The 26,532-nt window shown below is 34.1% G+C and carries 41 protein-coding genes and 3 pseudogenes; 38 read left to right on the top strand and 6 right to left on the bottom strand.

The features are described 5' to 3' along the window. The first annotated feature begins 112 nt into the window (after positions 1–112). Together IGJ11_RS08800 and tnpA (IGJ11_RS08795) are read left to right on the top strand one after the other, a co-directional pair. Positions 113–1,459 (top strand): glucose-6-phosphate isomerase, encoded by a 1,347-nt coding sequence (locus tag IGJ11_RS08800; RefSeq protein ID WP_010718407.1) that lies wholly within the window; start codon positions 113–115, stop codon positions 1,457–1,459. Between the two features lie 277 nt (positions 1,460–1,736). Further along, the gene (gene tnpA / locus IGJ11_RS08795; RefSeq protein ID WP_251850107.1) at positions 1,737–2,192 is read left to right on the top strand and encodes an IS200/IS605 family transposase; all 456 of its coding nucleotides are present in this window, start codon (positions 1,737–1,739) and stop codon (positions 2,190–2,192) included. Positions 2,193–2,309: 117 nt separating this feature from the next. On the opposite strand, the gene IGJ11_RS08790 is transcribed toward tnpA (IGJ11_RS08795), so the two are convergent. From IGJ11_RS08790 to IGJ11_RS08780, 3 genes are all read right to left on the bottom strand, one after another. Beyond that, a complete protein-coding gene (locus IGJ11_RS08790; protein WP_251850075.1) occupies positions 2,310–3,548 on the bottom strand; it encodes a tyrosine-type recombinase/integrase in 1,239 nt (412 codons plus the stop codon). Between the two features lie 169 nt (positions 3,549–3,717). Further along, entirely contained in the window at positions 3,718–4,146 is a 429-nt protein-coding gene (locus IGJ11_RS08785; RefSeq protein WP_178285922.1) for an ImmA/IrrE family metallo-endopeptidase, read from the bottom strand. Positions 4,147–4,152: 6 nt separating this feature from the next. Continuing rightward, on the bottom strand, positions 4,153–4,536 hold the full coding sequence (locus IGJ11_RS08780) for a helix-turn-helix domain-containing protein (RefSeq protein ID WP_251850073.1): 384 nt from the start codon (positions 4,534–4,536) through the stop codon (positions 4,153–4,155). Positions 4,537–4,701: 165 nt separating this feature from the next. On the opposite strand from IGJ11_RS08780, the gene IGJ11_RS08775 reads away from it, so the two are divergent. Next, entirely contained in the window at positions 4,702–4,926 is a 225-nt protein-coding gene (locus tag IGJ11_RS08775) for a helix-turn-helix domain-containing protein (RefSeq protein ID WP_178285926.1), read from the top strand. 162 nt (positions 4,927–5,088) lie between these two features. Here the strand turns inward: IGJ11_RS08775 and IGJ11_RS08770 are convergent, their stop codons facing one another. Then, the gene (locus IGJ11_RS08770) at positions 5,089–5,331 is read right to left on the bottom strand and encodes a hypothetical protein (protein ID WP_178285928.1); all 243 of its coding nucleotides are present in this window, start codon (positions 5,329–5,331) and stop codon (positions 5,089–5,091) included. Between the two features lie 166 nt (positions 5,332–5,497). On the opposite strand from IGJ11_RS08770, the gene IGJ11_RS08765 reads away from it, so the two are divergent. From IGJ11_RS08765 to IGJ11_RS08710, 12 genes and pseudogenes are all read left to right on the top strand, one after another. Next, positions 5,498–5,650: a hypothetical protein gene (locus IGJ11_RS08765; RefSeq protein WP_178285930.1), complete on the top strand. Its 153-nt coding sequence runs from the start codon at positions 5,498–5,500 to the stop codon at positions 5,648–5,650. A 63-nt stretch (positions 5,651–5,713) separates the two neighbouring features. Next, a pseudogene (locus tag IGJ11_RS08760) lies at positions 5,714–6,268 on the top strand (hypothetical protein). After that, on the top strand, positions 6,265–6,495 hold the full coding sequence (locus tag IGJ11_RS08755) for a DNA-binding protein (RefSeq protein ID WP_251850071.1): 231 nt from the start codon (positions 6,265–6,267) through the stop codon (positions 6,493–6,495). The pseudogene IGJ11_RS08760 and the gene IGJ11_RS08755 overlap by 4 nt, the downstream one beginning before the upstream one ends. Before the next feature lie 16 nt (positions 6,496–6,511). Further along, positions 6,512–6,697: a hypothetical protein gene (locus IGJ11_RS08750; RefSeq protein ID WP_010718398.1), complete on the top strand. Its 186-nt coding sequence runs from the start codon at positions 6,512–6,514 to the stop codon at positions 6,695–6,697. Between the two features lie 40 nt (positions 6,698–6,737). Continuing rightward, entirely contained in the window at positions 6,738–6,983 is a 246-nt protein-coding gene (locus tag IGJ11_RS08745) for a hypothetical protein (protein WP_010718397.1), read from the top strand. 65 nt (positions 6,984–7,048) lie between these two features. Next, complete coding sequence (locus tag IGJ11_RS08740) at positions 7,049–7,996, top strand: YqaJ viral recombinase family protein (protein ID WP_228196783.1); 948 nt, start codon at positions 7,049–7,051, stop codon at positions 7,994–7,996. A gap of 1 nt (position 7,997) precedes the next feature. Further along, the gene (locus IGJ11_RS08735; protein ID WP_228196784.1) at positions 7,998–8,933 is read left to right on the top strand and encodes a recombinase RecT; all 936 of its coding nucleotides are present in this window, start codon (positions 7,998–8,000) and stop codon (positions 8,931–8,933) included. A gap of 39 nt (positions 8,934–8,972) precedes the next feature. Then, a complete protein-coding gene (locus IGJ11_RS08730; protein WP_081248825.1) occupies positions 8,973–9,884 on the top strand; it encodes a Lin1244/Lin1753 domain-containing protein in 912 nt (303 codons plus the stop codon). Between the two features lie 15 nt (positions 9,885–9,899). Further along, positions 9,900–10,229, top strand: a complete 330-nt coding sequence (locus IGJ11_RS08725; RefSeq protein ID WP_251850068.1) for a hypothetical protein — start codon at positions 9,900–9,902, stop codon at positions 10,227–10,229. Continuing rightward, complete coding sequence (locus IGJ11_RS08720) at positions 10,230–10,424, top strand: hypothetical protein (protein WP_251850067.1); 195 nt, start codon at positions 10,230–10,232, stop codon at positions 10,422–10,424. Positions 10,425–10,441: 17 nt separating this feature from the next. Continuing rightward, a complete protein-coding gene (locus IGJ11_RS08715; protein WP_053813067.1) occupies positions 10,442–10,729 on the top strand; it encodes a hypothetical protein in 288 nt (95 codons plus the stop codon). Between the two features lie 92 nt (positions 10,730–10,821). Then, a pseudogene (locus IGJ11_RS08710) lies at positions 10,822–11,022 on the top strand (hypothetical protein); the annotation flags it as partial. Between the two features lie 36 nt (positions 11,023–11,058). Here IGJ11_RS08710 and IGJ11_RS08705 read toward each other — a convergent pair. Then, complete coding sequence (locus IGJ11_RS08705) at positions 11,059–11,274, bottom strand: DUF3955 domain-containing protein (protein WP_251850065.1); 216 nt, start codon at positions 11,272–11,274, stop codon at positions 11,059–11,061. 167 nt (positions 11,275–11,441) lie between these two features. Here IGJ11_RS08705 and IGJ11_RS08700 point away from each other — a divergent pair. Beyond that, a pseudogene (locus IGJ11_RS08700) lies at positions 11,442–11,875 on the top strand (DUF1642 domain-containing protein). 59 nt (positions 11,876–11,934) lie between these two features. After that, positions 11,935–12,084: a hypothetical protein gene (locus IGJ11_RS08695; RefSeq protein WP_251850061.1), complete on the top strand. Its 150-nt coding sequence runs from the start codon at positions 11,935–11,937 to the stop codon at positions 12,082–12,084. Between the two features lie 25 nt (positions 12,085–12,109). Here IGJ11_RS08695 and IGJ11_RS08690 read toward each other — a convergent pair whose 3' ends face one another. Then, positions 12,110–12,487, bottom strand: coding sequence for a hypothetical protein (locus IGJ11_RS08690; RefSeq protein ID WP_251850059.1), 378 nt, complete (start codon positions 12,485–12,487; stop codon positions 12,110–12,112). 119 nt (positions 12,488–12,606) lie between these two features. On the opposite strand from IGJ11_RS08690, the gene IGJ11_RS08685 reads away from it, so the two are divergent. The 21 genes from IGJ11_RS08685 to IGJ11_RS08585 all read left to right on the top strand — a co-directional run bounded on the left by IGJ11_RS08685 (position 12,607) and on the right by IGJ11_RS08585 (position 26,532). After that, on the top strand, positions 12,607–12,807 hold the full coding sequence (locus IGJ11_RS08685) for a hypothetical protein (RefSeq protein WP_251850057.1): 201 nt from the start codon (positions 12,607–12,609) through the stop codon (positions 12,805–12,807). Continuing rightward, positions 12,807–13,115 (top strand): hypothetical protein, encoded by a 309-nt coding sequence (locus IGJ11_RS08680; protein WP_251850055.1) that lies wholly within the window; start codon positions 12,807–12,809, stop codon positions 13,113–13,115. The genes IGJ11_RS08685 and IGJ11_RS08680 overlap by 1 nt, the downstream gene beginning before the upstream one ends. Next, entirely contained in the window at positions 13,112–13,300 is a 189-nt protein-coding gene (locus tag IGJ11_RS08675; protein ID WP_251850053.1) for a hypothetical protein, read from the top strand. The genes IGJ11_RS08680 and IGJ11_RS08675 overlap by 4 nt, the downstream gene beginning before the upstream one ends. A gap of 247 nt (positions 13,301–13,547) precedes the next feature. Then, entirely contained in the window at positions 13,548–14,015 is a 468-nt protein-coding gene (locus IGJ11_RS08670; RefSeq protein ID WP_251850051.1) for an ArpU family phage packaging/lysis transcriptional regulator, read from the top strand. A gap of 558 nt (positions 14,016–14,573) precedes the next feature. Continuing rightward, positions 14,574–14,852 carry a hypothetical protein gene (locus IGJ11_RS08665; RefSeq protein ID WP_251850077.1) on the top strand — a complete coding sequence of 93 codons (279 nt, stop codon included), beginning with the start codon at positions 14,574–14,576 and terminating at the stop codon, positions 14,850–14,852. Next, the gene (locus tag IGJ11_RS08660; RefSeq protein ID WP_251850049.1) at positions 14,842–15,216 is read left to right on the top strand and encodes an HNH endonuclease; all 375 of its coding nucleotides are present in this window, start codon (positions 14,842–14,844) and stop codon (positions 15,214–15,216) included. The genes IGJ11_RS08665 and IGJ11_RS08660 overlap by 11 nt, the downstream gene beginning before the upstream one ends. Before the next feature lie 140 nt (positions 15,217–15,356). Beyond that, a complete protein-coding gene (locus IGJ11_RS08655) occupies positions 15,357–15,716 on the top strand; it encodes a P27 family phage terminase small subunit (RefSeq protein ID WP_002341976.1) in 360 nt (119 codons plus the stop codon). 4 nt (positions 15,717–15,720) lie between these two features. Continuing rightward, the gene (locus IGJ11_RS08650) at positions 15,721–17,508 is read left to right on the top strand and encodes a terminase large subunit (protein ID WP_438772520.1); all 1,788 of its coding nucleotides are present in this window, start codon (positions 15,721–15,723) and stop codon (positions 17,506–17,508) included. A 105-nt stretch (positions 17,509–17,613) separates the two neighbouring features. Next, positions 17,614–18,732, top strand: a complete 1,119-nt coding sequence (locus IGJ11_RS08645; RefSeq protein ID WP_373191433.1) for a phage portal protein — start codon at positions 17,614–17,616, stop codon at positions 18,730–18,732. After that, complete coding sequence (locus IGJ11_RS08640) at positions 18,729–19,310, top strand: HK97 family phage prohead protease (RefSeq protein WP_178285951.1); 582 nt, start codon at positions 18,729–18,731, stop codon at positions 19,308–19,310. Before IGJ11_RS08645 ends, IGJ11_RS08640 begins: the two co-directional genes overlap by 4 nt. A gap of 2 nt (positions 19,311–19,312) precedes the next feature. Then, a complete protein-coding gene (locus tag IGJ11_RS08635) occupies positions 19,313–20,581 on the top strand; it encodes a phage major capsid protein (RefSeq protein ID WP_251850045.1) in 1,269 nt (422 codons plus the stop codon). Between the two features lie 2 nt (positions 20,582–20,583). Next, positions 20,584–20,727 (top strand): HeH/LEM domain-containing protein, encoded by a 144-nt coding sequence (locus IGJ11_RS08630; protein ID WP_178285955.1) that lies wholly within the window; start codon positions 20,584–20,586, stop codon positions 20,725–20,727. A gap of 170 nt (positions 20,728–20,897) precedes the next feature. Next, entirely contained in the window at positions 20,898–21,353 is a 456-nt protein-coding gene (gene tnpA, locus IGJ11_RS08625) for an IS200/IS605 family transposase (RefSeq protein ID WP_251850107.1), read from the top strand. 165 nt (positions 21,354–21,518) lie between these two features. Further along, positions 21,519–21,785, top strand: coding sequence for a hypothetical protein (locus tag IGJ11_RS08620; protein ID WP_178285957.1), 267 nt, complete (start codon positions 21,519–21,521; stop codon positions 21,783–21,785). A 2-nt stretch (positions 21,786–21,787) separates the two neighbouring features. After that, positions 21,788–22,108 carry a phage head closure protein gene (locus IGJ11_RS08615; RefSeq protein WP_178285959.1) on the top strand — a complete coding sequence of 107 codons (321 nt, stop codon included), beginning with the start codon at positions 21,788–21,790 and terminating at the stop codon, positions 22,106–22,108. Then, positions 22,101–22,481 carry an HK97 gp10 family phage protein gene (locus tag IGJ11_RS08610; RefSeq protein WP_178285961.1) on the top strand — a complete coding sequence of 127 codons (381 nt, stop codon included), beginning with the start codon at positions 22,101–22,103 and terminating at the stop codon, positions 22,479–22,481. The genes IGJ11_RS08615 and IGJ11_RS08610 overlap by 8 nt, the downstream gene beginning before the upstream one ends. Then, complete coding sequence (locus IGJ11_RS08605; RefSeq protein ID WP_178285963.1) at positions 22,478–22,801, top strand: hypothetical protein; 324 nt, start codon at positions 22,478–22,480, stop codon at positions 22,799–22,801. The genes IGJ11_RS08610 and IGJ11_RS08605 overlap by 4 nt, the downstream gene beginning before the upstream one ends. 16 nt (positions 22,802–22,817) lie before the next feature. Next, a complete protein-coding gene (locus tag IGJ11_RS08600; RefSeq protein ID WP_178285966.1) occupies positions 22,818–23,417 on the top strand; it encodes a major tail protein in 600 nt (199 codons plus the stop codon). A 2-nt stretch (positions 23,418–23,419) separates the two neighbouring features. Beyond that, complete coding sequence (locus IGJ11_RS08595; RefSeq protein ID WP_010720111.1) at positions 23,420–23,782, top strand: hypothetical protein; 363 nt, start codon at positions 23,420–23,422, stop codon at positions 23,780–23,782. Between the two features lie 8 nt (positions 23,783–23,790). Beyond that, the gene (locus IGJ11_RS08590) at positions 23,791–23,994 is read left to right on the top strand and encodes a hypothetical protein (RefSeq protein ID WP_081186458.1); all 204 of its coding nucleotides are present in this window, start codon (positions 23,791–23,793) and stop codon (positions 23,992–23,994) included. A gap of 15 nt (positions 23,995–24,009) precedes the next feature. Continuing rightward, positions 24,010–26,532 (top strand): phage tail tape measure protein, encoded by a 2,523-nt coding sequence (locus tag IGJ11_RS08585; protein ID WP_251850044.1) that lies wholly within the window; start codon positions 24,010–24,012, stop codon positions 26,530–26,532.

Below are 26,532 nucleotides of genomic sequence, written 5' to 3'. Positions count from 1 at the left end.
GTTTGAAATTTTCTTGTAAATATTAGCTTCAATTCATTTATTTGCTTGAAAAATTGTAAAAAAAAACGTAAAGTATAAGCTGTATATTGATCTTTTAAAGGAGGAATAAAAAATGGCACATATTCATTTTGATTATTCAAAAGTAGCACCATTTGTTAATGAACATGAGTTAGGTTACATGCAAAGCCAAGTATCAATGGCAGATAAAGTATTACGTGAAGGTACAGGCGCAGGAAGTGATTTCCGTGGTTGGATCGATCTACCTACTAATTACGACAAGGAAGAATTTGCTCGTATCAAAGAAGCAGCGAAAAAAATCCAATCTGATTCTGAAGTTTTAGTAGTTATCGGAATCGGTGGTTCTTACCTAGGCGCTCGTGCAGCAATCGATTTCTTAAACCACACTTTCTTCAATTTATTAGATGGTGAACAACGTAAAGCACCACAAATTTTCTTTGCAGGAAACTCAATCAGCTCAACTTATATCGCTGATTTGATTGAAGTAATCGGAGATCGTGACTTCTCAGTAAACGTGATTTCAAAATCAGGTACAACGACTGAACCAGCTATCGCATTCCGTGTCTTCAAAGAATTGCTTGTTAAAAAATATGGTCAAGAAGAAGCGAATAAACGTATTTATGCAACAACTGATAAAGCAAAAGGTGCAGTTAAAGTAGAAGCCGACGCAGAAGGTTGGGAAACATTCGTGATTCCTGATGACATCGGTGGACGTTTCTCTGTCTTAACAGCAGTAGGATTACTACCAATCGCTGTTAGTGGAGCAGATATCGATGCGTTGATGCAAGGAGCTGCAGATGCAAGCAAAGCTTATTCAAGTGATAAACTAGAAGAAAACGAAGCTTATCAATATGCAGCAATGCGTAACATCCTTTACCGTAAAGGGAAAGTAACTGAATTATTGATCAACTATGAACCAGGAATGCAATATTTCTCTGAATGGTGGAAACAATTATACGGTGAATCAGAAGGTAAAGACCAAAAAGGAATCTACCCTTCAAGTGCGAACTTCTCAACTGACTTACATTCACTAGGTCAATATATTCAAGAAGGACGCCGTAACATCTTTGAAACGATCGTTAAAGTTGAAAAACCACGTAAATCAATTACAATTCCAGAACAAGCTGAAGACCTAGATGGTTTAGGATACTTGGAAGGAAAAGAAGTAGATTTCGTCAATACAAAAGCTTTTGAAGGAACTTTATTGGCTCATACAGATGGCGACGTACCAAACTTATTAGTTAAAATTCCAGAAATGGATGCTTACACATTAGGTTATACAATGTACTTCTTTGAAATTGCTGTAGGTATTTCAGGTTACTTAAATGGAATTAACCCATTTGACCAACCTGGTGTTGAAGCATATAAGAAAAACATGTTTGCACTTCTAGGCAAACCAGGCTTTGAAGACCTTGCCAAAGAATTGAACGAACGCCTGTAAGATAAGGGCTTCTCGCTAGATTTAAAAAATCAGTGATAGAAACATGTTCGCTTCTGAATAAAATTAGTGATAGTTTTAGTGATAGTGAACTTAAAAAAGCACTCAATTTGAGTGCTTTTTTATTATTGTCTTTAGACCTAGTTTCACTCGCAAAGCGAGTGAAACATAAAACCACCTGCTATGCGGGTGGGGAATAAATGGTTCTACCAAAAAGCCCTTCATATCGTTAAAATATGATTGTTCAGGTCATATTGATAACGAAAGGAAGGGATAGAAATTGGCTAATAAAGCAAATAGTTTAGCCCATACAAAGTGGCTATGTAAATACCACATTGTATTCACACCAAAGTATAGAAGAAAAATCATCTATAATCAATATCGAGCAAGCATTCAAGAGATTATTAAACGGTTATGCAAATATAAGGGGGTAGAAATATTAGAAGGACATATGATGCCAGATCACGTTCATCTGTTATTGAGTATTCCACCAAAAATGAGTGTATCCAGTTTTATGGGCTATCTAAAAGGAAAAAGTGCGTTAATGATTTTTGACAAACATGCGAATTTAAAATATAAGTTTGGGAATCGACATTTTTGGGCAGAAGGCTATTATGTAAGTACAGTGGGACTGAATGAAGCGACCATAAGAAAATACATTCAAGAACAAGAGAAACATGATATAGCACTAGATAAATTGAGCGTACGAGAATATGAAGACCCTTTCAAGGGTTAAAGAGTAATACAACCACCTTTTTAAAGGTGAGCAAAAGTGGCAAAGGCAATATGGCTTGAACATGAAATGAGAAAGCCAGCGTCTTTAGGCGCTGGCCGGTGTAAAGGGCTTATAGCCCTAGTGCAAACCACCCTTTTGAAGGGTGGTTATGATTTGCTCTTCTATATAGTTTTCTAGTTGATTCATGGATCTTTTTTTTACTTCGGGAGAAATATGGGCATAGACTTGTGTAGTAGAAACATCTTTATGTCCTAGAAAATCTTTGATATCTTCTAAAGGTATTCCTGCTTGTCTCGTTCTAGCTGCAAAAGTATGTCTACCATCATGTACAGTTATGTGGGGGAGATTGGCACGTTTTTCAATTCTATGAGAAGCACCGTTAACGGTTCGATCTCTTATTGGAATACCTTTATTTTTACCGTAAGTATTTATAAAAATAAATGCTTCGTGGGCATCTGTTTCAGGTAAAAAACCAAATTCTTTTATTACTTGATTTCTTAAAGTCAATAAGGCTTTCTTTACTCGTTTTGTCATAGGCAATGATCGTGTACCAGATGGGGTTTTTGTGTCATCTGTAATAATTAAACCTTTGTTAGGTCCTTTTTCAGCAGCCCCAAGGCGTTCACGATTAATATTAAGTGTATTCTGAGAAAAATCAATATCAGCCCATTGAAGTCCTAAAACTTCTGATTTTCTCAATCCTTGATCAAATATAATAAGAAAAAAGGGATACCATATAAATGATTTTTCTTTTTTGGCAAATTCAAGAAAGAGTTCAGATTGATCAAAAGTATAATATTTAACTTTCTTTTTATCAGATGGATTTCTTGGAAACTCAACAAAACTAGTAGGGTTATTTTTTATATATCCTAACTGAATAGCTTTTTTGAAAGCATTGCTAAGAGTGGCGTTAATACTTTTGGCTGTTGTTACTGAGAGACCTTCCTTAGTTCTCCCCAAACCCTTTTTAGTAAGTAACTGATTGATGAATCTTTGATGATCAGCTCTAGTATATTTATCTAGTTTGTATTTTCCAATATATGGATTGATGTACATTTTTATATTTGCTCTGTGAACAATTCTTGTTCCTTCTTTAACATTCATTTTATAGTTATTAATCCAATCGTCCATAAACTTTTCTATAGTCAAATTTTTAGGATTATTTTGTATATATTCTTCAGAAGCTATTTGTCCTTCAACAATTTTTGCGAATTTTTCTGCTTCTTCGTGACTTTTAAACCCTTTTTTATGAATCTTTTTCTGTAGCTTAGTACCAGGATTAATTCCATTTGATATATATACTTCATAACGATATTCTTTTGATTTCTTTAAGTAATATTTTTTAATGGAGGCCACTGACATCATTCCTTTCGTATTTCAGTCCTAATAATAAGAATATTTTAGGGGAGGGATGTTATTTGAACGAAAATTTAGAAAATCTTCGTATCAATAGAGCTTTATACGAACTTATGTTCTTTTGTGTTTAAAAAGAAAAGCCCTAAGGCTAATCTTTGGTTATTACCATTTAAATTAAAAATCTATACACGCTTTCAGGAAGCCCATACAAATTTGTTAATTCCTCAATTTTTCTAGGATATTTATCGTTGTCTTCTTTATAAAGAGAAACAATGAGATTAGCGGCAAAGCAATTCGCTTCGCTTTCTGATTTACTTCTGGATGTTCTTGTTGACACGTAATAGCTAGATAACCCACGATGAAATATAGCGTGACCAAGTTCGTGAGCGCAAATATAGAACCGTTCTTCAGAATACTTCAGTTCGTGATTTAGAAGAATAACCGATCGGCCTAACAATTCTTGAAATTGTCCCTTGGGATTATTCAAAAAAGGAACGTATCTAATTTGAATATCCATTTTTTCACAAATAGTAAAGGGATTAGCAGAATTATATTTTTGTTTTAGTCTACCGACTAGACTAATTACGTCCATTTCCATAGAAAATCACTTCTCTTTGCTTTTATCTTCTTTTCTAAACTCCCAGAATAAACCAGTCAACACATCTTTCACACGTTGTTTTTCTTCATCTGTTAAAGTTTCGCCACCATAAGCCATATTTACGTTAGATTCTAGAAGCTTGTCTAGTTCGACTAAATCTTCTTCATCAGCCCAGTCGGGGGCTTGATTAATTCCTAAAAGATAGTCAGTAGTTACATTAAATACTTTTGAGAGCTTTTTTAATTCTTCGGTAGAAACTTTTCTTGATCCACTTTCAATTTTGTTCATAGCAGATTTTTCTAACCCGATTTTTCTTCCTAGCTCGGATTGTGTCCAATCTTTTGATTCTCTTAAATTTATTATTCTGTTGATTAAATCTTTGTTATTCATTATTAAAAAGCCTCCTTACGTTGCTTTTTTCACAACAATTGTATCACAGTTGCGATAAAAGATATTTAAAAGTGCTAAAAAAGAAACTTTTTTTATTGACATTTCTAAAATCGCAACGTATTATATATGTAGGTTGCTAAAAAAGAAACCGAAGGGGGGATATAAATGTATAGTGTCAACCTTAAACTTATAAAAGAAAAACGTGAAGAAAAGGGATATTCATTAGATAAAATGGCTAAATTAATGGGATTCAAAGATAAAGCTAAATATTATCGTCGGGAAGCTGGTGAATACAACTTTAAACCAGAAGAAATTCCATGTGTTGCTAATTTACTGGGTATACCTTTATCAAAAATTTTTATACCTAAAGTTTCTAAAATCGAAACATAGAGAGGTGGTCAAATGAAAATGAAACTAATGAAAGAAATATTAAATGAACAGAAGGAAGAAACTGAGCAAACTCAGACATCCTTCTGCAAGAAATGTGACAACGATAAGCATAGACCTATAGCTATTTATTGTGCAAATTGCGGAGAGAAATTACGTTAAAGATTAATCTTGTTTCTCATAAACTTTTGGTCTAATCCAATCATTTAGGAAATAGCTTGTTTCTGTCCCACAAAGATCACAATAACAAGCATCTTCAGGAAACACACTACATTGTCCATTGTTGGCGTTGCAACGTTCATTTGTACAATGGTTTGAATCTAATTCAAAACCACAATTAGAACAATACAGTGCACCTTTTTCATGGTCAGATTTATTGCAACTGAAGCAGAATTTATGGTCTTCCATAATCTCACCACCTTCCATAGTGAGATTATATCAAAAAATAACAAGGATGTGTTTTTAATTAAAACTATTATATGGTTGTTTGTTTTAATAATAACTTTATCAGTACTAGCTTATGCAGCTTGGAGTATTCATTCTATAAATAATAAGAAGTAAGGAGATATTTTTTATGACACGACAAGAAAAAATAAACCTTGTACTTGATGCAAGACCTAGACTAGTACACATCATCAAATGTGCCACAGATGTTCAACTTGATCGTTTAGTTGAAGAAGTTCAAAAAGAGCTTGAACGTGAATTAGACGAAGCAGCTTTCGTTTGATTCTTTAAATTAATAGTATAAAAAAATTACTCGTATTGATATATGGGCGAATAAGAAATTGAGGTGTTTAAACTGTTAAAACAATCAGCTGTCATTCGAGAATCATTAATCAAGGTGATAAATAAGAGTGGCAAAACGAAGAAAGAAATAGCAAAGCAAGTTAATGTGTCTCAACAGTCATTGAGTGATTGGACAACGCCACATAATACTAAGCCTGTGACGTTAGAAAATGCTCAAGCTTTAACTGATCATTTTCGAGATTCAGATTTTACTCTCCATGTAATCCATAAATTTTTTGGATTATTTAAATCAATTGATGGAGATGTTTATTGAAGAGACCCCTCGTCACTAGATAAGCTTCAAATGATAGAATCCGATGAGCGAAAACAAAAGAAACAAGAAGTTGAGAAAATTCTTCTCAAAAATGAGGGTTATTTAACCGCTGAGGATCGTCAGCAAATCATTTCATATGCATATGAGTTTTTAGACGAGATCATGATTGAAGTGACTCTGATCAGTGTACTATGCGAAATTCTTGGAATTGATATTCGTCAACTAAGCGAGCAGCGTTTAACTTATTGGATCAGTCAAGGATACATGAAAGGAGAATTAAAATGAAGATTTCACAAATGGAAAGAGTGGTCTCTTTAGTTCAAAAAAAGCAACCAAAAGAAAGAGTTTGGAAGAAAGCTAAAGATATTGCTGAATATTTCGGTGTCTCATTAGCTACTATTTCTAAATGGACGAATTCAAAAAATGATCCGTTACCTTCTCGAAGGGTTCGAGGTGTTTTGCAGTATGACTTCGAGTTAGTGAAGGAATGGGAAGAACGCAATACTAATTAGAAAGGAATGTGAAGCAATGAGAACGGTTTTTAAAATGACTGTCAAAAGCGCTTTGCTTATGTGTCTTGTAGCAATCATACTGACAAGTATCAACCCGGCATATGCGCTGATTTATTGGGGAACTTTAGTAGTTGTTACTGCTGTAAGAGAAAGTTTCAAAATGCCAACACAAAAAAGACCGACCAGCGATGGCCGTCGCTAATCGGTAACATAAAAAAACATAACTAAGGAGATTTTACCATATGAATCCAAAAATTAAAAATTTAATTGAAGAACTAATACATGAGTGTAACGAAAGTGATGTAGCCATCACTCTTGGGGCGATTGATCCAAGTGTAGATGAAGCAACTGTTGTATTTGGTGGAACATTTGCTTTGCAAACAATTGTACTAACACTAATGAACGATAAGTTTAAAGAAAGTATACGAACTAATGATTGCGATTGTCCTGCATGTAAGGCTACAAAGGAGATGATGTTTAATGAATGACTTTGCCTCATCGTTAGATCAATACCTAAATACTCCAGATTGGGGAAGACCACAAACTGAGGAGGATGAAGATGAGTAAATCAACTTTAGACATGAGCCATCAAGAATGGCTCGAAGACCGCAAAAGAGGTATTGGTGGTTCAGATGTTGCAACCGTACTTGGATTGAATAAACACAAATCCCCTTATCAATTATGGCTTGAGAAAACGGGTCAAATTGAATTAAAAGATTCAGAGAGCGAACCAGCTTATTGGGGCAATGTTTTAGAAGAAGTTGTTGCCAAAGAATTTCAAGAACGAACAGGCAAAAAGGTCCGTAGAAGAAACCAAGTGTTTGAACATCCGTTACATCCATTCTTAAGAGCAAATATCGATCGTGATGTAGTAGGAGAAAATGCCATTCTTGAATGTAAAACAGCGAATCAATTTTTTAGCAAAGAATGGGAAGGAGAAGAAGTGCCACTTAGTTATTTGTGTCAAGTGCAACATTACATGAATGTTTTGAACAAGGATTATTGTTATATCGCTGTGTTGATTGGTGGTCAAAGATTTATATGGAAACGAGTTGAACGAGATCAAGAACTGATTGACATCATCACAGAACGGTTAGTTGATTTTTGGGAAACGAACATTATCGGCGGAGAAGAGCCACTGATCGATGGAAGTAAAGCAACGTCAGATTTTCTAAAAGAGCGTTATTCAGAATTAGATTCAACTGAAATTATGCTTCATGCTGATTATGATGTTCTACTCGATCAAAAAGAAGAGTTACTCAAAAATAAGAAGGAACTAGAGAAGAGTATTCGACAAATCGACAATCAAATTATTCAGGAACTTGGAATAAAGAATGCCTCTACAGGTATCACACCTAATCGGATTATTTGTTTAAAATCAGTCGTTTCTAAACGAAAAGACTTGAAGAAAATAGCAGAGAAATATCCATATGTGATGAAAGATGAGGAAATTTACAGTTTATCAACTTCAAATAGATTAGTGATAAAGGAGATTCAGTGATATGGCAACAAGTAAAGATTTAAAGAATCAACTAACAGAAAAAAACAATCAAGCAGTGGATGTTTCAAAATTAGGTTTTAAAACATTGATGAGTCAGCCAGCTATGAAAAAGAAATTCAATGATATTTTACACGAAAAATCAGATGCTTTTATGGGTTCTCTTTTAACGTTAGTTGGTGGCGATGATTATTTATCTAAAGCAGAGCCGATGACCATCATCGCTTCTGCTTTAAAAGCAGCAACGATGGATTTACCAATAGATAAAAATTTAGGATATGCCTATATTGTTCCATTTAATCGGAAAGAAAAGGTAGGAAAAGATTGGATTACGCATAACGAAGCCCAATTCATCCTAGGATACAAAGGCTATATTCAGTTAGCACAACGTTCTGGACAATACAAAGCACTTAATGCAATAGAAATTTATGAAGGGCAATTAATTGAATGGAATCCTCTGACAGAAGAGTTTCAGTTTGACTACAATGCGAAACAATCTGATCGAGTAATCGGTTATGTTGGATTTTTTGAATTACTAAATGGGTTTAAAAAAACTGTTTATTGGACAAAGCAAGAAGTGGAAGCTCATCGTATTAAACATGCCAAAGGGTTTGATAAAACAAAGCTAACTGGAGCGTGGAAAGAGCATTATGATGCGATGGCGATAAAAAACGTCTTACGTAACATGTTAGCTAAATGGGGGATTTTATCTGTAGAAATGCAAAATGCGGTTACTTCTGATGAAAGAGTTTTTCGATTTGATGAAAATAATGATCTTGTAGAAGAAGTGACTTTAAATGATGCAGAACCAATCGAACCAGAACGTAAAGAAGCAGAAAAAGTGGAAGACGTATCATCAGCGTTTGATGAATACGAAGAAACAGCAAATACAGATGAACAACAGGATTCATTGTTCGATGATATGAATCCACCACTATAGCGAGGGAGTTTCCCCTCGCTTATCTAAGGAGGTGATAAAGTGGCAAGGCCATATAAACAAGGCGTTGACTACTACTCACTAGATGTTGATTTTTTGAAAGATATTAAGTACCGAAAAATTCGTAGGTCGTGTGGATCACAAACTTGTGAGATACTACTTTGCCTGCTCGGCTATATCTATGGAGACATGGGGTATTTCTTGCGGTGGGACGAAGATTCGGCGTTCTTAGTTGCTGACGATGTCGGGGCGAAAGAGGGTCTAGTAGAAGAAGTTGTATCTAAAGCGATTCAAGTAGGATTTTTTAATCGGGAAAAGTATGAAAAATACCAAATTTTAACATCAAATGGAATTCAAAAAAGATATAAATTAATAACAAGAAAACGAAAAGAAGTATCCATAAAAAAAGAGTACCTAGTTAATGACGACAATAACTTAGTTAATGGAGGTAATAACTCTACTTCAACTGTAGTTAACGGTGTTCGTAATACACAAATAGAAAGAGAAATAGAAAAAGAAAGTAAAGTAAATGAAATAAAAGATTATGAAGAAGATATGGGCGTGTACGAGTTCATTCAAAAATCTTGGGGAAAACCACCTACTGGCATTTTGCAAGGCGCATTAGGTCCGTGGATTCGCGAATGGGGATCAGAAATGATTTTATTTGCATTTCAATCTGCTTATGAGAATAGCGTAGAAATGCAAGGGTTAAAAAAATACGTGGATAAAATTCTTGCTACGTGGAAGTCAAACAATGTTTCTACGTTACAGGAGGCAGTCCAAGCGAAAGAAGATTGGGAAGCGAAGAAAAGCCAAAGGACTTTCTCTAACTCTCAGCCAAGTCGTAACGTAACACGAAAAGAACCTATCCCGAAATGGCTGGCAGACTATGAAGAACAAGAAAGGCTCAGAAAAGAAAGAGAAGCGCATCGATACGATGATGTCCCTTTCTAAACGTGAGGTGATATTTTGAAAGAATATAACTATCTCAAACTGGTAAAAAAACTGGGGGAATGCAAACAAGGTGATGAACGTCAATGTTTGCAAGCAGTTTATAGCCAGCTAAAAGATTTGACCGAAGACCAAATAAAAAAAGATCGTTCAAGCTGGAGTAAGTTGCGTGTTTATTATGCGCTATACGTAGACCGAACAAAGCTGGAACATATTTTGATAAAGGAAAAAAAGAAAAAGGAAGAGCTTCATGTACGAAAGATGAAATGTTCTCTTTTGTCATTCGAAGAGTGTTATCAAGGGTTACAGAAATATTTAGAAAATCAACCAAAAGGAGTAGTCGTGTAGGTGGGACAGCCAAAGCAAACAGGTGGGACACCTAAGAAAAGACCGAGATTTTCTCTTGATGATGATACTCTATCACAGCTTGCTTGGTTATATGAACAAGATACCAAGAATACAAGTCATCGAATCTATCCATCGGATACGTTGAAGAAAATCATTAACGAAGCGTATACAGTACGCAGAGCATTTAGAAATTAGCTATTGGAGGGTTAAGTGTGGCATACGTTGTAAAAGCAATGTGTTATGTCGATTCAGAAGGATATGGAGTTCCTAACTTAAAAGGAGCTAAACGTTATGAATCAAAGGAAATGGCAGAATTAGCTGCCTATGTGAGTAATGGCGAAGTAGTGGAGGTAAAAGATTATTCTCAAAAAACTAATAAAATCAATCCACTTAAAAGGAAAAATTTGAGAAAAGAAAAACAGTCAAAATCAAATCAGGCTTGGTTGAAACAAGAAATGAGTAAGCATGAGCAGAAAAAAGAAATTCATTCCAGAAGTTAACTAAGAGGTTGAATGCTTTTGGTGTGACTCAGAACATGAGACACCATGGATTTATCTATTTGTATGATATGTGAAGACAGTCTACGACAGATGTGGATACGGAAGATAAAAATAAACTCGTTATTCTAGTTGAAACAGGAAAGAATGAATACAGAAAACATCTTGTAAACATGACTAGTTGGAACATGTATGTGGTTGAAGATTTAGAAGGCGCGAAGGTCAATGAATACAAATACAAAGTAAATTACATGCCAGAAAGTATTATACCGTTTACGGTGACTGAGAAGAAGTAGGAAGATATTTCGCTAAAAAAACGACCAATTGGTCGTTTAATTTGCTGATTTTTTGTAGAACTTATTTCTGGTGAAACTATATATTGCGGTAAAAACGGAGAGCATAAAAGATAAATAACCTAAAGGAACACAAAAGAATGCTGGTTCAATCAAAAAACCGTTTGAATCAACATAAGAACCGACAAATGAATGAGTTGCAAACAAAAGTAAACCGACAGTAAAAAATATAATGGGAATTGTATATGATTTCATCCACATCTCCTCCTTTGATATGCTGAATATAAACTAAAAATATTAAGAAAAAAATAAAGATGACAAAATTGTTAGTTGGATATAAATTCCAGTTTTTTCAATGTAGGAAGTAAACACACAAGGAGGTACAGCAATGAACATAAAAGAAGGAATTAGAAAGCTATAAAATGATAGGAACTGATGCAAGATCGGCTTGTTATAACGAGGCTATAAAGGCGGGCATTCTTGTAATCAAAAACTAGACGAACCGCAGAAGCAAGTTGTGCCGAAGTTTGTGGCGGAGTGGTTTGAAGATAATAAAGATGCATTGGATTTAGCGATTTTTATGGCAATCAGAGAATTAGACGATGAAGAATGGCTACACAAGACAGATTTTGAGAATTGGTTAGATGTTGCTAAAAACAAACCAATTGAAACCCTCATTCGCATGAAAGACGGCTATGAGGTCGAGAAAGAGCCGTTGTACATGGTTCCATTCCTAAAAGATGAAGAAGGTAACAAAAAGATACTAGTCGAGCGTAGAGGAGAGCATGACATCATTTGGGATTATGAGAATGAAGGCGACTGGCATGAGTTGCTGACCGAGGAACAGATCAAGTAAGTGAATCCTGATTACTGGAAGCTTGCGGTGCTATATGAGCCGAGCGAGGAAGTGGTGAAATGATGAAAGTATTAGATAAAGTCACTGGTTCAATAGTGGAAATTGCTTTTATATCGAGAGATGGAAAAATATATCAGCTGATCAATTCAAACGGCGTATACTACAAAAGATTTTCCCGTGAAGTTGAGATTGTGAAGTTGGAGGATTAGTCAGCTATCCGACGAAATAGTGGAATCAAGATTGATCAAATATATAGTTTCTGAATTTAACAGAAAAAGGAAAGGTGCACATGCACACTAGAAGAATGGTCTGGAAGATTAAAATTAAAGTGAGATCTACAGTTCTAAATCTTAAATACAAAAGTATGTGTATTAACCATTCTATAAGATTTAGTCCAATAAGATAAAAATAATACCTCTTTTTGATTTTACAATTTTTGATCCAGTAATAGCTGATCCAGTAATCCACTAGGACAAGTAGTAATAAAAAGTGCTTATCTAATGTTACTATAATGTCATGATTTTCAGATAGCCTATGAAAATACATCAATGCTGTTGGAAATGGTATGTATATTGTCAATAATGAAATAAAGAAGAAAACTATAAATGGCATTTTTAGACTCCTTTAAAATAAAACTATGTAAAAAATATCAAATCCACATATTTTAGTCAAATATTTACTGTACTTTAATCAGCAATTGTCAGCGATAGTAAACTAAAGGAGCAAATAAGATGGAAAAAGATAAAAGTTTAATCATATGGAATAAAAACGGATCAACAATGAAATTTGAAAAAGTAACAAATTTTATAGAGGACTGGCAAAGAGATCAAATTTCTTTTGGATATTATGGAATAAGCACTCAAGTGAGACGTGAGGCGAAATTCTATACTAAAAATATTGCTGGCTATGCGTTAGAACAGGAGGAAGCGTGATGGCAACTAAAAAAACATATACAGTTGAAATTACATGTGATGTTTGTAAAAAGAAAGAAACTATCCATGAAGGTGATCCACAAAGCATTTTTCCTGTAAAGAGCGCTGTTAGACAAATAGGATTTTTAGATGAGCGTGGACATCTCACTAAAGTGGAAGAACAAACGCTGTTAATTGAATCTTTAGATTTATGTCCTGAATGCAGAGAGAAATCTCACACAATGATAATTGGTAGAATTGCTCAAGCATATACTACGATTTCTAGATATTCGTTTTTAAGCAATAAAGAGCTGGAGGAAGCGGAATGAAAGTAAATGAAGCACTGGAAATGTTAGAAAATATGCCGGCAGAAGCTATGCTGTATTTTTGGGTAATTTCAAATGGTAAGCAGTGTTTAATGACTCCAACTGGATTTAAATTGAACCCTGACGGAGATGGAGTAGGGATTGAGAGTGATATCGTCATTGCAATTGATGTGGAGGGGAAAGAATGATCTATTCTTTTATCTTTATTGTACTTTTTGTTTCTATGCTAATAATCATCCAAGAGGGGAACAAGAAATAATAGAAAAGACGAACAATAAATTCTGTCAAATTTTTATTAAATAGTCAAAATCGAACGAAATGTTGTTCTAAAAAAACAATTGTATGGAAAAACAGAAAATAAAAAAAGTCGGATTCCTCCGACTATGAATAATAATTCTGACACAATTATTATATCATAATTGGAGGAATCAATGGATGGTACTTTTCGATGTAAAGAAGTATGAGACACCAGAGGCAAAAGATGTGGATATGGAACGAACGAAACACAATGTCGCTGTATTCCTTTCCGCATATCTGTCAGCTAGATATAGGGTAGGTCAACCTCGTGAACCTAAGGTAACAGCATCTTACTCCTTGGTTCCGCCTTCTACAGCCAATAATACATTTGAGGCAGAACGAATAATGATTGAGAAAGAGGAAGCACAAAAAGAATTTGAGTACTTGCACAAATTATTTATTCGTGGATATTCCGCGATTCAGCATCCGCATAAACCTGATGTAACGGAAAGACGAAAAAAGATATTCTATGATCGTTATATCAATGGTATGTCTATTTATGTAACTGCCCAAAGAAATAATACGAGCGAGGAATCTGTAAAAGCAGAATCAAACAAAATCATCATTCAATTTGCTTCTTCCTTAGAACTGGTTGCTTTTAAGTAGCCAGTTTTTACACTTTTTATACCCATTTACTACCCAAATGCTTTCCTTTTTATACCTTTTTTATACCAATCAACTACCTAGCAAATGATTTATTATGATAGTGTCGAAAGATTAGGAAATCGACAAAAAATAATAAACAGAGAACATCGTTTACTATTGTTTCACAAATTATGCTTCGATAGACAGCAGCCAACCAAAAAATAAAAAAGACTAAATTCTTCGTGTTTATCAACGGTTGCTGTCTATCTATTCTTTCGAAAGCGGGTAACGCTAATGAAAATCAAAATAGCAGGTTATCAAGTTAAAGTAGTGACCGATCAGAATCTAGTTGCTAATGCATCGAGGGTAGGAGAGTACTCTCCTTTCGAGCAACGAATTAGCATTGCAGAAGGACTAACTAAACAACAAAAAGACGAGACGCTAATTCACGAGATGCTTGAAGCAGTCAACGACATCTATGAACTAGGTCTCGATCATGATGAGCAACTATGCAAGCTGTCAGTCGCTATTCATCAAATAATTGTAGACAACTCTAAAACAATCAACGTAAATGTAAATATGGCAGAAGTTTATAAGATAGCTATTGAATCTGAAAATAATCCTAATGGTTTGGGAGATCATTGGAATGGCAATTATGCCTATGTGGTTATTGGTAATAAGGTAGATCGATATTTTAACAACAGTTTTTCGAAAGATACTGTTGATTTAACGATTCAATTATTATCACATACATTGCCAAATTTAAAAGAAACAGTTGAATGGTATGAGAAGATGGGGGCTGAAATAATTAGAACAAACTATAAAGAGAATCAAGAGAAGAGTAACAATGACAATTGATTCGTTTTATAAAAGTAAACGATGGATCAAAAAGAAGAATGCAATATTAAGAAGATATCAATATGAATGTCAAGAAAGCAAGAGATATGGTATTCGAGTGAAAGCAGAAATGGTCCATCATATTTATCCAAGAAAAGAATATCCTGAGTTAGCTTTTGTTGATTGGAACTTATTACCATTAACACACAAAAAACATAATACGTTTCACGATCGAGAGAATGATGAGATTATTGGTGAAGGTTTATATTGGCAAAGAAAAAGGCAGAAAGAGTTTGAGCGTTGGAAAAAGGATAGAGAATCCCCCCTCCTTTTGAAATCTAAAAATTACTTTTTGGGAAACGGATATGGGAACTTTTTCCAATAGCGAGGACTTTTTGAAAAAATTTTTTCCTTGAGATGAAATACGATAATAGCAATTAATAGAGCTGTTTTTATCGTTTAAAACCGTGCAGAAAAAAGCCCTTTTTTTCGCAGTAATATATCTTGATTTGAGGAGGTGATAACTTGTCTAAAAATATCCCAAAACGTGAAAGTATAAAAAAACGCACAATTAAATATATGAAAGAATTAGGAACATATAAGCCACAATACAATCAAATTATAGAAGTTTATTCTGATATGGTTTATCAATACAATTATCTAAGTCGTGAGTTTGAAAGACAAGGTTATGAAATTATTTTGGAAACAGAAAAAAGCGGGGGGAAGAAATCGCCAATTTTAGCAAGTTTAGAAAATCTTCGAAAAGATATAGGTACTTATTCTGATCGATTGATGCTGAATGCTAGAACCTATCAAGCTGAAGTAGAAATGCCTAAAAAAGAGAAATCCGCTTTTGCTAAACTTTTAGAACAACAACAGATGTGATCAGATGGACTTATCAAATATTACATCTAAGCATTTTGAAACAGCTTTAAATTATGCAAAATCAATTGTTGATTTTAAAGTACTAGCTAAATTGGATAGAAGACTAGCATGCGAACGCTTTTTGAAAGATTTGGAACGAACAGATATTGATTTTAGGCAAGAACAATTTGATTTTGTCATTAATTTAATTGAAGGTACAATCCATCATGTTCAAGGAGAAGATAAAAATGGTGTGAGTTATAAAGGGCAACCATTATTGCTGACTGATTGGCAAAAATTTGTTTGTGTGAATTTATTTGGATTTTTTGAAAAAGGTTCAGATATTAGGCGTTTTAAAGAAGCACTTATTTTTTTACCACGAAAACAGGGGAAAACAGCATTTAGTGCTGCACTAACCGAAGCAAAAAGCATTTTAGATAGACGATCGGGTTCTAAAGCTTACATTGTTGCTAATTCAGTAAAACAAACGCTAGAATGCTTTAATTTTTTAGTTGATAACGTCAACGAATTAAAAGAAGATGTTGAAAAACTAAGAATACGTGATAACAATCAAGAACATTCCATTTCAATCAATTTCGGTGATGGTACAAGTGACATATTTGCAATTGCGAACCAAGAAGATAAACTCGATTCATTAAACTGTAATTGTTTAGTATTAGACGAACTCCATTCTTGGAAAAGAGCAGGAGCTAAAAAATATACTCTAATGAAAAATGCAATGAAAGCATATCGGAATAAATTATTAATAGGAATTTCAACCGCAGGAGATATTCCTGACGGTTTTCTAGCTAACCGTTTAAAAACATTACAAAAGGTATTGAATGGTTCAATTACTGATTCAGCATATGATTCCTATTTCATTTTCATTTGCAAAGCAGATCAAGACGAAGAAGGTAATATTCTAAATAGTAAAGGAGAAATCACTACAATTGATGATCCAGAAGTGTTAGAAATGTGTACTCCTTCTATCAATGTGACAGTCACTTTGGATGAACTATTAGATGATGCCTCACAAGCAATGAATGAACCACAATTAAAAGCAGAATTCTTAAATAAAACGTTGAATGTATTCACCAATGCAATGGATGCCTATTTCGATATTAATGAATTTAGAAGCTCTGATATGCAGTATGATTGGACATTAGAAGATCTAGCAAAATTACCAATTGTTTGGTACGGCGGTGCGGACTTATCAAAACTACATGATTTAACTGCAGGTGCTTTGTATGGTTCGTATAAAGGAGTAGATATCTGTATTACTCATGCTTTCTTCCCTAAATTAGCTGCTGTAAAGAAAGCAGAAGAAGATGGAATACCATTGTTTGGTTGGAAAGAAGATGGCTGGCTCACAATGAGTAATACTCCTACCGTTTTACATGATGATATTGTTAATTGGTTTATTTCTATGAAACAAAAAGGCTTCAAAATTAAACTTGTTGGTTTTGATAAAAAGTTTGGTCGAGAGTTCTTTTTTAAAATGAAAAAAGCAGGATTTAAAATTAAAGATCAACCACAATACTTTTATAAGAAATCAGAAGGCTTCCGTCATATCGAGGTAAAAGTCAAAAATAAACAGTTCTATTACTTACATTCCGATGCCTATGAATATTGTGTTCAGAATGTGCGAGCAATTGAAAAAACAGATGATATGATTCAGTACGATAAACTAGATGGTGACGGCGGAGTTCAGCGTGTTGATTTGTTTGATGCAAGTGTATTTAGCTGTTGCCAGATGCTAGAAGATATGGCATTTGGTAATGTTGGCACAGAATGGTTAAATCGTAAATATTAAAAGAAGAAAGAGTGATTTCCTTTGTCTAAAAAAAGAAGAAAAGCCAATAAAATACGGTCAGAACCCCAACCATCAGGATCAAGTGATCCTACGGTTGGTTTTTTTATGTCAGATATTGCAAGAGAAGTATTAGTTCCAGGTTATACTCGACTGTCTGATAATCCAGAAGTAAAAACAGCTTGTCAAAAAATTGCTGATTTAGTATCAGGAATGACGATTCACTTAATGGAAAATTCAGATAGTGGAGATATTCGTATTAAAAATGAATTATCTAGAAAAATCGATATTGAACCTTATTCTTATATGACTAGAAAGAATTGGGTCTATAACATTGTGTATTCGATGTTACTTCCAGGAGATGGAAATGCGATTGTATTTCCAGAAATGAGAGATGGATTTATTCATGAATTGAAACCACTAAAGCCTTCCAAAGTAAGCTTTATAGAACTGGATGAAGGATATCAAATTAAATATGGAGCATCAACTTATAATCCAGATGAAGTTTTACATTTTGCAATCAATCCTGATCCAGAACAACCATGGAGAGGAACGGGTTATAGGATTCAACTACGAGATGTTACTCATAATTTACGTCAAGCAAATACGACTAAAAAATCATTCATGAGTGGTCAATATATGCCCAATGTCATTGTAAAGGTTGATGCAATGAATGAAAGTATTGCAAGTGAAGCTGGGAGACAGCAAATCAAGGACAAATATTTAGGTGAATCTCGACCAGGAGAGCCATGGATTATTCCTGCAGAGCTATTGGATGTACAACAAGTAAAACCATTATCGTTAAAAGATATTGCAATCAATGAATCTGTAGAAATCGATAAGAAAACAGTCGCAGCATTGCTAGATGTACCTGCGTTTATTTTAGGAGTAGGTACTTTTGATAAAGATGAGTATAACAATTTCGTTCGTACAAGAATTAAAGCTATTGCAGATGTTTTTCAACAAACACTGACTAAAGGGCTTCTTGAAAATCCAAATTGGTATTTCAAATGTAATTCTAAGAGTTTAATGGCTTACGATATTAAAGAATTAGCAGAAATTGGGATGAATTTATATATTCGAGGAATCTATACAGGAAATGATGTTTTGAATATGATAGGTGATTCTCCTAAAAAAGGATTAGATGATCTGATTATCTTAGAAAACTTTATTCCTCAAGGAATGATTGGAGAACAAAATAAATTAAAGGGTGGTGATTCTGAGTGAGTGTAAAAGAAAATCAAACACGTTCCATGGCCACTAATTTTTCTACCAGAGAAGAAACAACAGGAGAAAAAATTATTGAAGGTTATTTTGCTGTTTTTAATCAAGAAACAGAGCTTTGGCCAGGCGCTTTTGAAGAAATTTCACCAGAAGCTTTCAACAGCTCTTTGAGCAATGATATACGAGCGTTAACAAACCATGAAACTACTCTAGTTTTAGGTAGGAACAAGTCAGGGACATTGAAATTAAGTGTTGATTCTAGAGGCTTATGGGGACAGATCACCATAAACGAAAATGATTCAGATGCTTTAAATTTATATGAACGTGTAAAACGTGGTGACGTGGATCAATGTTCATTTGGTTTTAACATTTTGAATGAAGAAACTGATTGGAGAGAAGATGGCACGGTGAAGTGGTTGTTAAAAGAAATTGATCTTCATGAAGTTTCTGTAGTAACATTTCCTGCTTATGAAGACACAGGAGTACAAGCTAGGCACAATCAACTAGAGCAATATCGTGAAAAACAGACGCAGCAGTGGCGTAAAAATTTATTGGATCAATTAAAAAATAGGGGGAAATAGTCATGGCATTAAAACAAATTATGTTACAAAGAAAAATTACTAATAAAAAAGAAATGCTTAATTCATTAAGAGAAAAAGATGCTGAATTTCAAAAGCGAGAAAAAGAGTTAGAAACCGCCATTGAAGAAGCTAAAACAGACGAAGAACAACAAGTAGTGGAAGATGAGGTCAATAAATTTAATGAAGAAAAAAAACCTCATGATCAACAAATCCAAGAACTAGAAGAAGAAATCAATTCTTTGGAAGAAGAATTAACACAGTTGAATGAAAAGAAACCTTCAAATAAAGGAGAGGAAAGAGATATGGCAGTAAAACAAAATACCAGAGCAAAAACTAATACAGATTATCATGAACGTTCAGATGTGAAAGAATTTTATAATGAACTACGCGAAAGACTTCAAATGCGTGCAAATGGTCAAGTTTTGCCAGATGGACCAAGTGGCGCAGAATTAATCATTCCAGACGTCATTGTCAACCGTATTCGTGAGCGTATTGGTGATTTTACTACGCTATATCCATTAGTTGACAAAGTGATTGCTAAAGGTCGTGTGAAATTAATTTTAGATGTAGATACTAGTGAAGCAACTTGGTTAGAAATGCGAGGAGCATTACCAGAAAATGATGATTCTAAACTAACTGCAGTTGAGTTTGACGGTTTCAAAATTGGTCGAATTGTCTATATTGATAATTCTCTATTAGAGGATTCTGTTATTAATTTAGATGATTATTTAACGAAACGAATTGCACGATCTATTGCAAAAGGGTTGGATAAAGCCATTGTTACTGGTACAGGAAAAGATGATAAACAACCTGATGGTATTCTTCCTAAAATTCCTAGCAAAAATAAAGTAACAAAAAAACCAACTTATGAAGAACTAATTCCAGTGTTAGGATTGATTGATACTGGGGAAGATGCTACTGGTGAGATTGTAGCTGTTATGCATCGTCAAACTTACTATAATCGAATTGCTATGCTAACGCTTCATGTAAATTCTAATGGAGTCGATGTTGTTCAATTACCTAATTTAGCACAACCTAACTTCTTAGGATTAAAAGTAGTTTTCAATAATTACTTACCTCAAGATAAAATCTTATTTGGAGTGTTTGATAAATATACTTTGGTAGAACGTGAATCGGTTCGTGTAGATATGTCAGGTCATTATAAATTCAGGGAAGATCAAACAGCTGTTCGTGGTTTAGGGCGTTATGATGGAAAACCAGTAGTGCCTGAAGCGTTTGTAGAAGTAACATTAGATACAGTGGGGGAGTAACGATGCCAGAGTCAAGACTGGCAAAAAATAGTTACGAGTCTTTCACGATTCCTGATTTAAAAAATATTCTTGACGAAAAAAATATTAGTTATAAATCAAATGCGAGCAAAAAAGAGTTATTAACATTATTAGAGGAAACAGACTAGTTTCCTCTTTTCTTATTATTGTCTTTAGACCTAGTTTCACTCGCAAAGCGAGTGAAACATAAAACCACCTGCTATGCGGGTGGGGAATAAATGGTTCTACCAAAAAGCCCTTCATATCGTTAAAATATGATTGTTCAGGTCATATTGATAACGAAAGGAAGGGATAGAAATTGGCTAATAAAGCAAATAGTTTAGCCCATACAAAGTGGCTATGTAAATACCACATTGTATTCACACCAAAGTATAGAAGAAAAATCATCTATAATCAATATCGAGCAAGCATTCAAGAGATTATTAAACGGTTATGCAAATATAAGGGGGTAGAAATATTAGAAGGACATATGATGCCAGATCACGTTCATCTGTTATTGAGTATTCCACCAAAAATGAGTGTATCCAGTTTTATGGGCTATCTAAAAGGAAAAAGTGCGTTAATGATTTTTGACAAACATGCGAATTTAAAATATAAGTTTGGGAATCGACATTTTTGGGCAGAAGGCTATTATGTAAGTACAGTGGGACTGAATGAAGCGACCATAAGAAAATACATTCAAGAACAAGAGAAACATGATATAGCACTAGATAAATTGAGCGTACGAGAATATGAAGACCCTTTCAAGGGTTAAAGAGTAATACAACCACCTTTTTAAAGGTGAGCAAAAGTGGCAAAGGCAATATGGCTTGAACATGAAATGAGAAAGCCAGCGTCTTTAGGCGCTGGCCGGTGTAAAGGGCTTATAGCCCTAGTGCAAACCACCCTTTTGAAGGGTGGTTATGATTAGGAGACGACTATGAATACTCAAATTTTAGAGTTATTAAAAGTAAATTTAGGTATCATGACAGATAAGCGAAATGAGTATTTGTTATCAATTATTGACAGTGTGATTAGTGAATTAGAATGCGAACAAGGAATTATAATTGATAATAATGATGATCTTCATATCATGTTTATTGTTGATTATTCAGCTTGGCGATATCGATCGAGAGGTGAAGGTGTTATGCCAAGAAATTTACAATTTAGATTGCATAATTTAGTACTTTCGATGAAGAAGGGATAAATATGGATAAGACATGGGATTTAGATATTTTTCTTCTTGAAAATGATGGATTTACTAGTGATGAAATAGGAAATCAGATAGCTAAATACAAAGAAAATCCAGTAATGGCTTACGAGGATAATGTAAGTAGAGGCGAATTTTATCAGGCTGGACAAAATGGTATAGAGAACATTCATTTGTTTATTATTCATCCTTATGAGTATTCTAGAGAAAACTACCTTAAATTCGAAGGAAATAAATACAAAATTATTCGAACATATCAAAGAAATTATGAAGAGTTAGAAGTTATTTGCCGTTTGAATTTAGGTGATAGAAATGAGTAATTCAATCCACATTAGCGAATTATCAAAAGAAATTTCTAATGTAGTTAAATCATATAGTAAAGAAGTTGAATTAGAAGCAGGGGAAGCAACAGAGCTTGTGGCGAAATCAACTGTTCAGGAATTAAAGAGCAATAGTCCAAAACGTTCTGGAAAATATGCACGTAATTGGACCAAAAGAAAGAAAGGTCCTACTGGACAAATTGTTTTTCAAAAAGATCCTACTTATCGGCTAACACACTTGTTAGAAAATGGTCACGCTCTAAAACGAGGCGGACGAACCATAGGGAAAGTAAAAGGGCAACCTCATATAGCTATCGCAGAAGAAAAGGCCATTTCTTCGTTAGAAAAAGAGTTGATTAGGAGGTTGAAATGAGTATGTTGTTAACTGAATTGAAACAATTGCTGAATCAAATGAATTTACCTATTTCTTATCGTGAATGGAAACCAGGGCAAGTACCAGAATTACCCTATTTACTTTACTATGAAAATTCAAGTGATAATTTTTATGCTGATAATGAGGTATTTCTCAAAAAGACGGAAGTTATTGTTGAATTATATACAAATACCAAGAATATTCGTGAAGAAAATAAATTAGAGGAATTACTTAGTACAAACAAAATTCCTTTTGATACTTATGAAACTTATTTGTCATCCGAACAAATGTATTTAAAAGCATACGAAATCAATATTTAAAATAGAGGTGAAAGAAATGGCACAAAAAGAAAGAGCAGTAAGTGCTGAAAAGAATCGTGTAGAGTTTGGATTGGAAAATGTTTATTATGCTAAAGCGACTTTAAATCTAGAAACGGGAGAAATTACTTATGGAACGCCGGTTCGTTTTCCTGGTGCAATTGAATTATCTATTGAACCTTCTGGAGATCTGATTAAGTTTAAAGCAGATAATGTTGATTATTATACTTCTCCAAACAATCAAGGATACGACGGAACCTATACCTGCGCTCGAATTCCCGAAGATTTTGCTGTAGATATTTTGGGAGAAAAAGTAGATGATACTGATAAAGTTCAAACAGAGTATGCGAATGCTGAAACTTCTCCTTTTGCTCTAATGTTCCAATTTGAAGGAGATAAAACAGCAACTCGACATGTGTTGTATTATTGTACAGCAAACCGTCCAACGGTAGGATCGACAACTAAGGATTCAGGAGATCCAAATACGTCAGAATTAACATTTAGTGCCGGACCACGGCCTTCTGATAAAGCTGTAAAAACTAAAACAAGACCAGATACTCCGTCTGGTGTTTATGACAAATGGTTTACAAAAGTTTATGAAAAAGGAGCAGTTGCTTAATTATGGAAAAAACAATTAAGATTGGTGCTACTGAAATTCGATTAGCTTCTAATGCTGCAACACCTTTGCGGTATAAGATGCAATTTGGAAGTGATTTTTTTGCAGACCTCTTAACTTTAGCGAAAGCTTTAGACAATCAAAATGAAGATGGTAGTTTTAACTTAAATGATATTTCATATGATGATTTGAAAAGGGTAGAATTAACCCTTTTATATAATTTTGTATGGACTTATGCTAAAGCGGCAGATTCAACTATTCCTGATCCAATCACTTGGTTAGAAAGTTTGGATTCTTTACCATTAGCAGACTTTGCTGGAGAATTACAAGAGTTGATTTCCCATAGTATACAAACTAAAAAAAAGTAAACGATGAAATGGCTTCTAGTGACGAAACACTTACTACGGAGTCATTTCTTTTTATTTGCAAACAAGTAGGTTTATCAAATGAAGAAATGCAGTTAATGGAAATAGGTGACTGCTTAGATTTCGTTCAAGAATGGATAGATAATCATCAAGAAAAAACATCTACAAAATCTAAAACTAGAAAAGCGACTCAAGCAGACTTTGATGCATTTTAGAAAGGAGGGGGATGGATGGCTAAAAAGAAAATTTCAGGAATTACAATTGCACTTGATGCAGATACTAAAGGCGTAACATCTGGATTGAAAGATATTGTTAATCAATCGACAAATGTATCGAAAGAATTGAAAGATGTAGAACGTTTGTTAAAACTAAATCCTAATAACGTTGAATTACTCTCACAGAAGCAAGAATTGCTTTCTCGACAAGTTGAATTAACTACCAATAAATTGGAAGCACTGAAAGGCGCTCAAGCGGATGTAGAAAGGCAATTTAAATCAGGAGAAATTGGTGAGGAACAATATCGGAAGTTTAAGCGAGAAATTGAAGCCACTGAAGGTGCTCTAAATGGTTTTAAAGGGCAATTATCGAGTATGAGAGTAGAACAAGAAAAACTTGCTCAAAATACACAGCGATTATCCACTTTTTTTGAAGCTACAGGAACAGATATCAATGATTTTTCAGACGTTTTAGGAACACGTCTAACGGCAGCAATCAAAGAAGGAAAAGCCAATTCCTCTCAACTTGAAGATGCATTAAATAAAATTGGTAGAGCTGCATTGGGACAAACAGCAGACATCAACAAAATGAAACAAGCACTCGATTCAATTGATGATGGAAATTCTGTTCAAAAGGTTTCTTCTGATTTAAATAGTTTAAAAAGTGATGCTAATAAAGCAGATGATGCTTTAGATAAAATAGGTGACACTTTAGAAGAAATTGACGATAAAATCGACAAAGGCAATCTGTTGGATGCTGGTGAGTCTCTAAGTGAAATGTCTGATAAAGCCAAAGATATGGCTGGAAAAACTATTGAAGCTTTTACAGAAGTAGAAGATGCTCAAAAGAAATTAAACGCTTCTATGGGAGTCGCAGGAACAGAATCCTCAAAAAAATACGAACAAGCTTTAAAAGATATTTTTAGTAGTGGACTTTTCGATGACATGAATGATGCTGCAGATGCGGTAGCTTTAGTATCTAAAAACCTTGGCGATATGAGTAACCAAGATTTGAGTCAATTGGTTCAAGATGCGAAAGTTTTAGAAAATACTTTTGGAGTTGATTTAAAAGAAACTATTCGTGGAGTTGCAGCTATGCAACAAAATTACGGAATTACTGGTAAACAAGCATTGGATATGATCACAGTTGCTCTCCAAAGGAATGGCAGTACATGGGCAGATGAAGTTGGAGATAATATGGCTGAATACTCACAGTTATGGTCTCAAATGGGCTTTAGCGCCTCAGAAACTTTCCAAATTTTAGAGAATGGTACTCGTAATGGAGCATATAATTTAGACAAAGTGAATGATGTTGTTAAAGAAATAGGAATTTCTTTAACTGATGGACGTATAGAAGAAAATATTGATTCATTTTCTCAAAAATCTAAAGAGTTATTTGAATCATATAAGAGTGGTGGAGCTTCTCAAGCAGAAGTTATCCAGTCGCTCCTTACTGATTTAGGAGAGATGGAAAATAAAACCGAAGCGTTATCTTTAGCATCTACTGTTTGGAGCGCTTTAGGAGAGGATAACAGTTTAAAAGTATTAACTTCTCTAATGAGTGTTAAAGGTGGCTATGAGGATGTTCAAGGAGCAGCAGATAAATTAAATAATGATACCACTACAACTAGTCGAAAAATGCAAGAAGCATGGAATGAGCTGAAGTTAGCTTTAGCTCCATTAGGTGAAGAACTAGCAATAGCTTTAGTACCTCTGTTAGATTCATTAACAAAAATTTTAAAGATATTTCAAAATTTGCCAGGTCCAGTAAAAACCTTTATTGTAGCTTTTTTAGGAATAGGTACACTAATAGGCGTTATTACTGGGGTTGTAGTTGCTATGGGAGCTTTAGCAGGGATAGTTGGCGGTCCAGTTATTGTAGCATTAGGAATTTTTGTAGCTGCTGTAGCAGGAGCTATAACAGTAATAAAAAATTGGGGTTCCATTACTGATTGGTTTTCTGATAAATGGAACAAGCTAAAAGAATGGTGGTCAAAATTTTGGGCACAATTTTCTGGTCCTGCAGATGCAACATTTAAGATACTATCTAACTCTGTAAAAACACTTACTAGTTTTATGTTCGGATCTTTTGATGATAAATTAAACGCAATAAAAAAATTGTTTAAATTTTTAAAATTAAAAATTCCTAAAATTGAACTTCCACCAATGCCCCATTTTAGTTTGAAATGGAGTTCTAATAAAATATTTGGTAAAAAATTTTCTTATCCATCAGGGATTGACGTAAAATGGTTTGCTGATGGTGGGATTTTAACTAAACCGACAATTTTTGGCGCTTCTGGAAATAAATTGTTAGGTGGCGGTGAAGCTGGTAAAGAAGCTATTGCGCCTCTAGATAAGCTAATGGCTTATATTCAAAAAGCTGTAGATATAGGTTTATCTAAACAACAAGCCACAGATGAAATCCATTTACATTTAACAGCTTATGGTAATTTACCAAAAGAAACATTAGATCAAATTGCTGAATATTTGATGTATAAATTTGTTGATTTAAAAAATAAAAATGAATTTAGTGGGTGA

It is taken from the genome of Enterococcus sp. DIV0691, assembly GCF_051711145.1.
GTDB classification, from domain to species: Bacteria; Bacillota; Bacilli; order Lactobacillales; family Enterococcaceae; genus Enterococcus_B; species Enterococcus_B hirae.
Note: the sequence above shows the minus strand (reverse complement) of the source record. Positions and strands in the feature narration are given on the sequence as shown.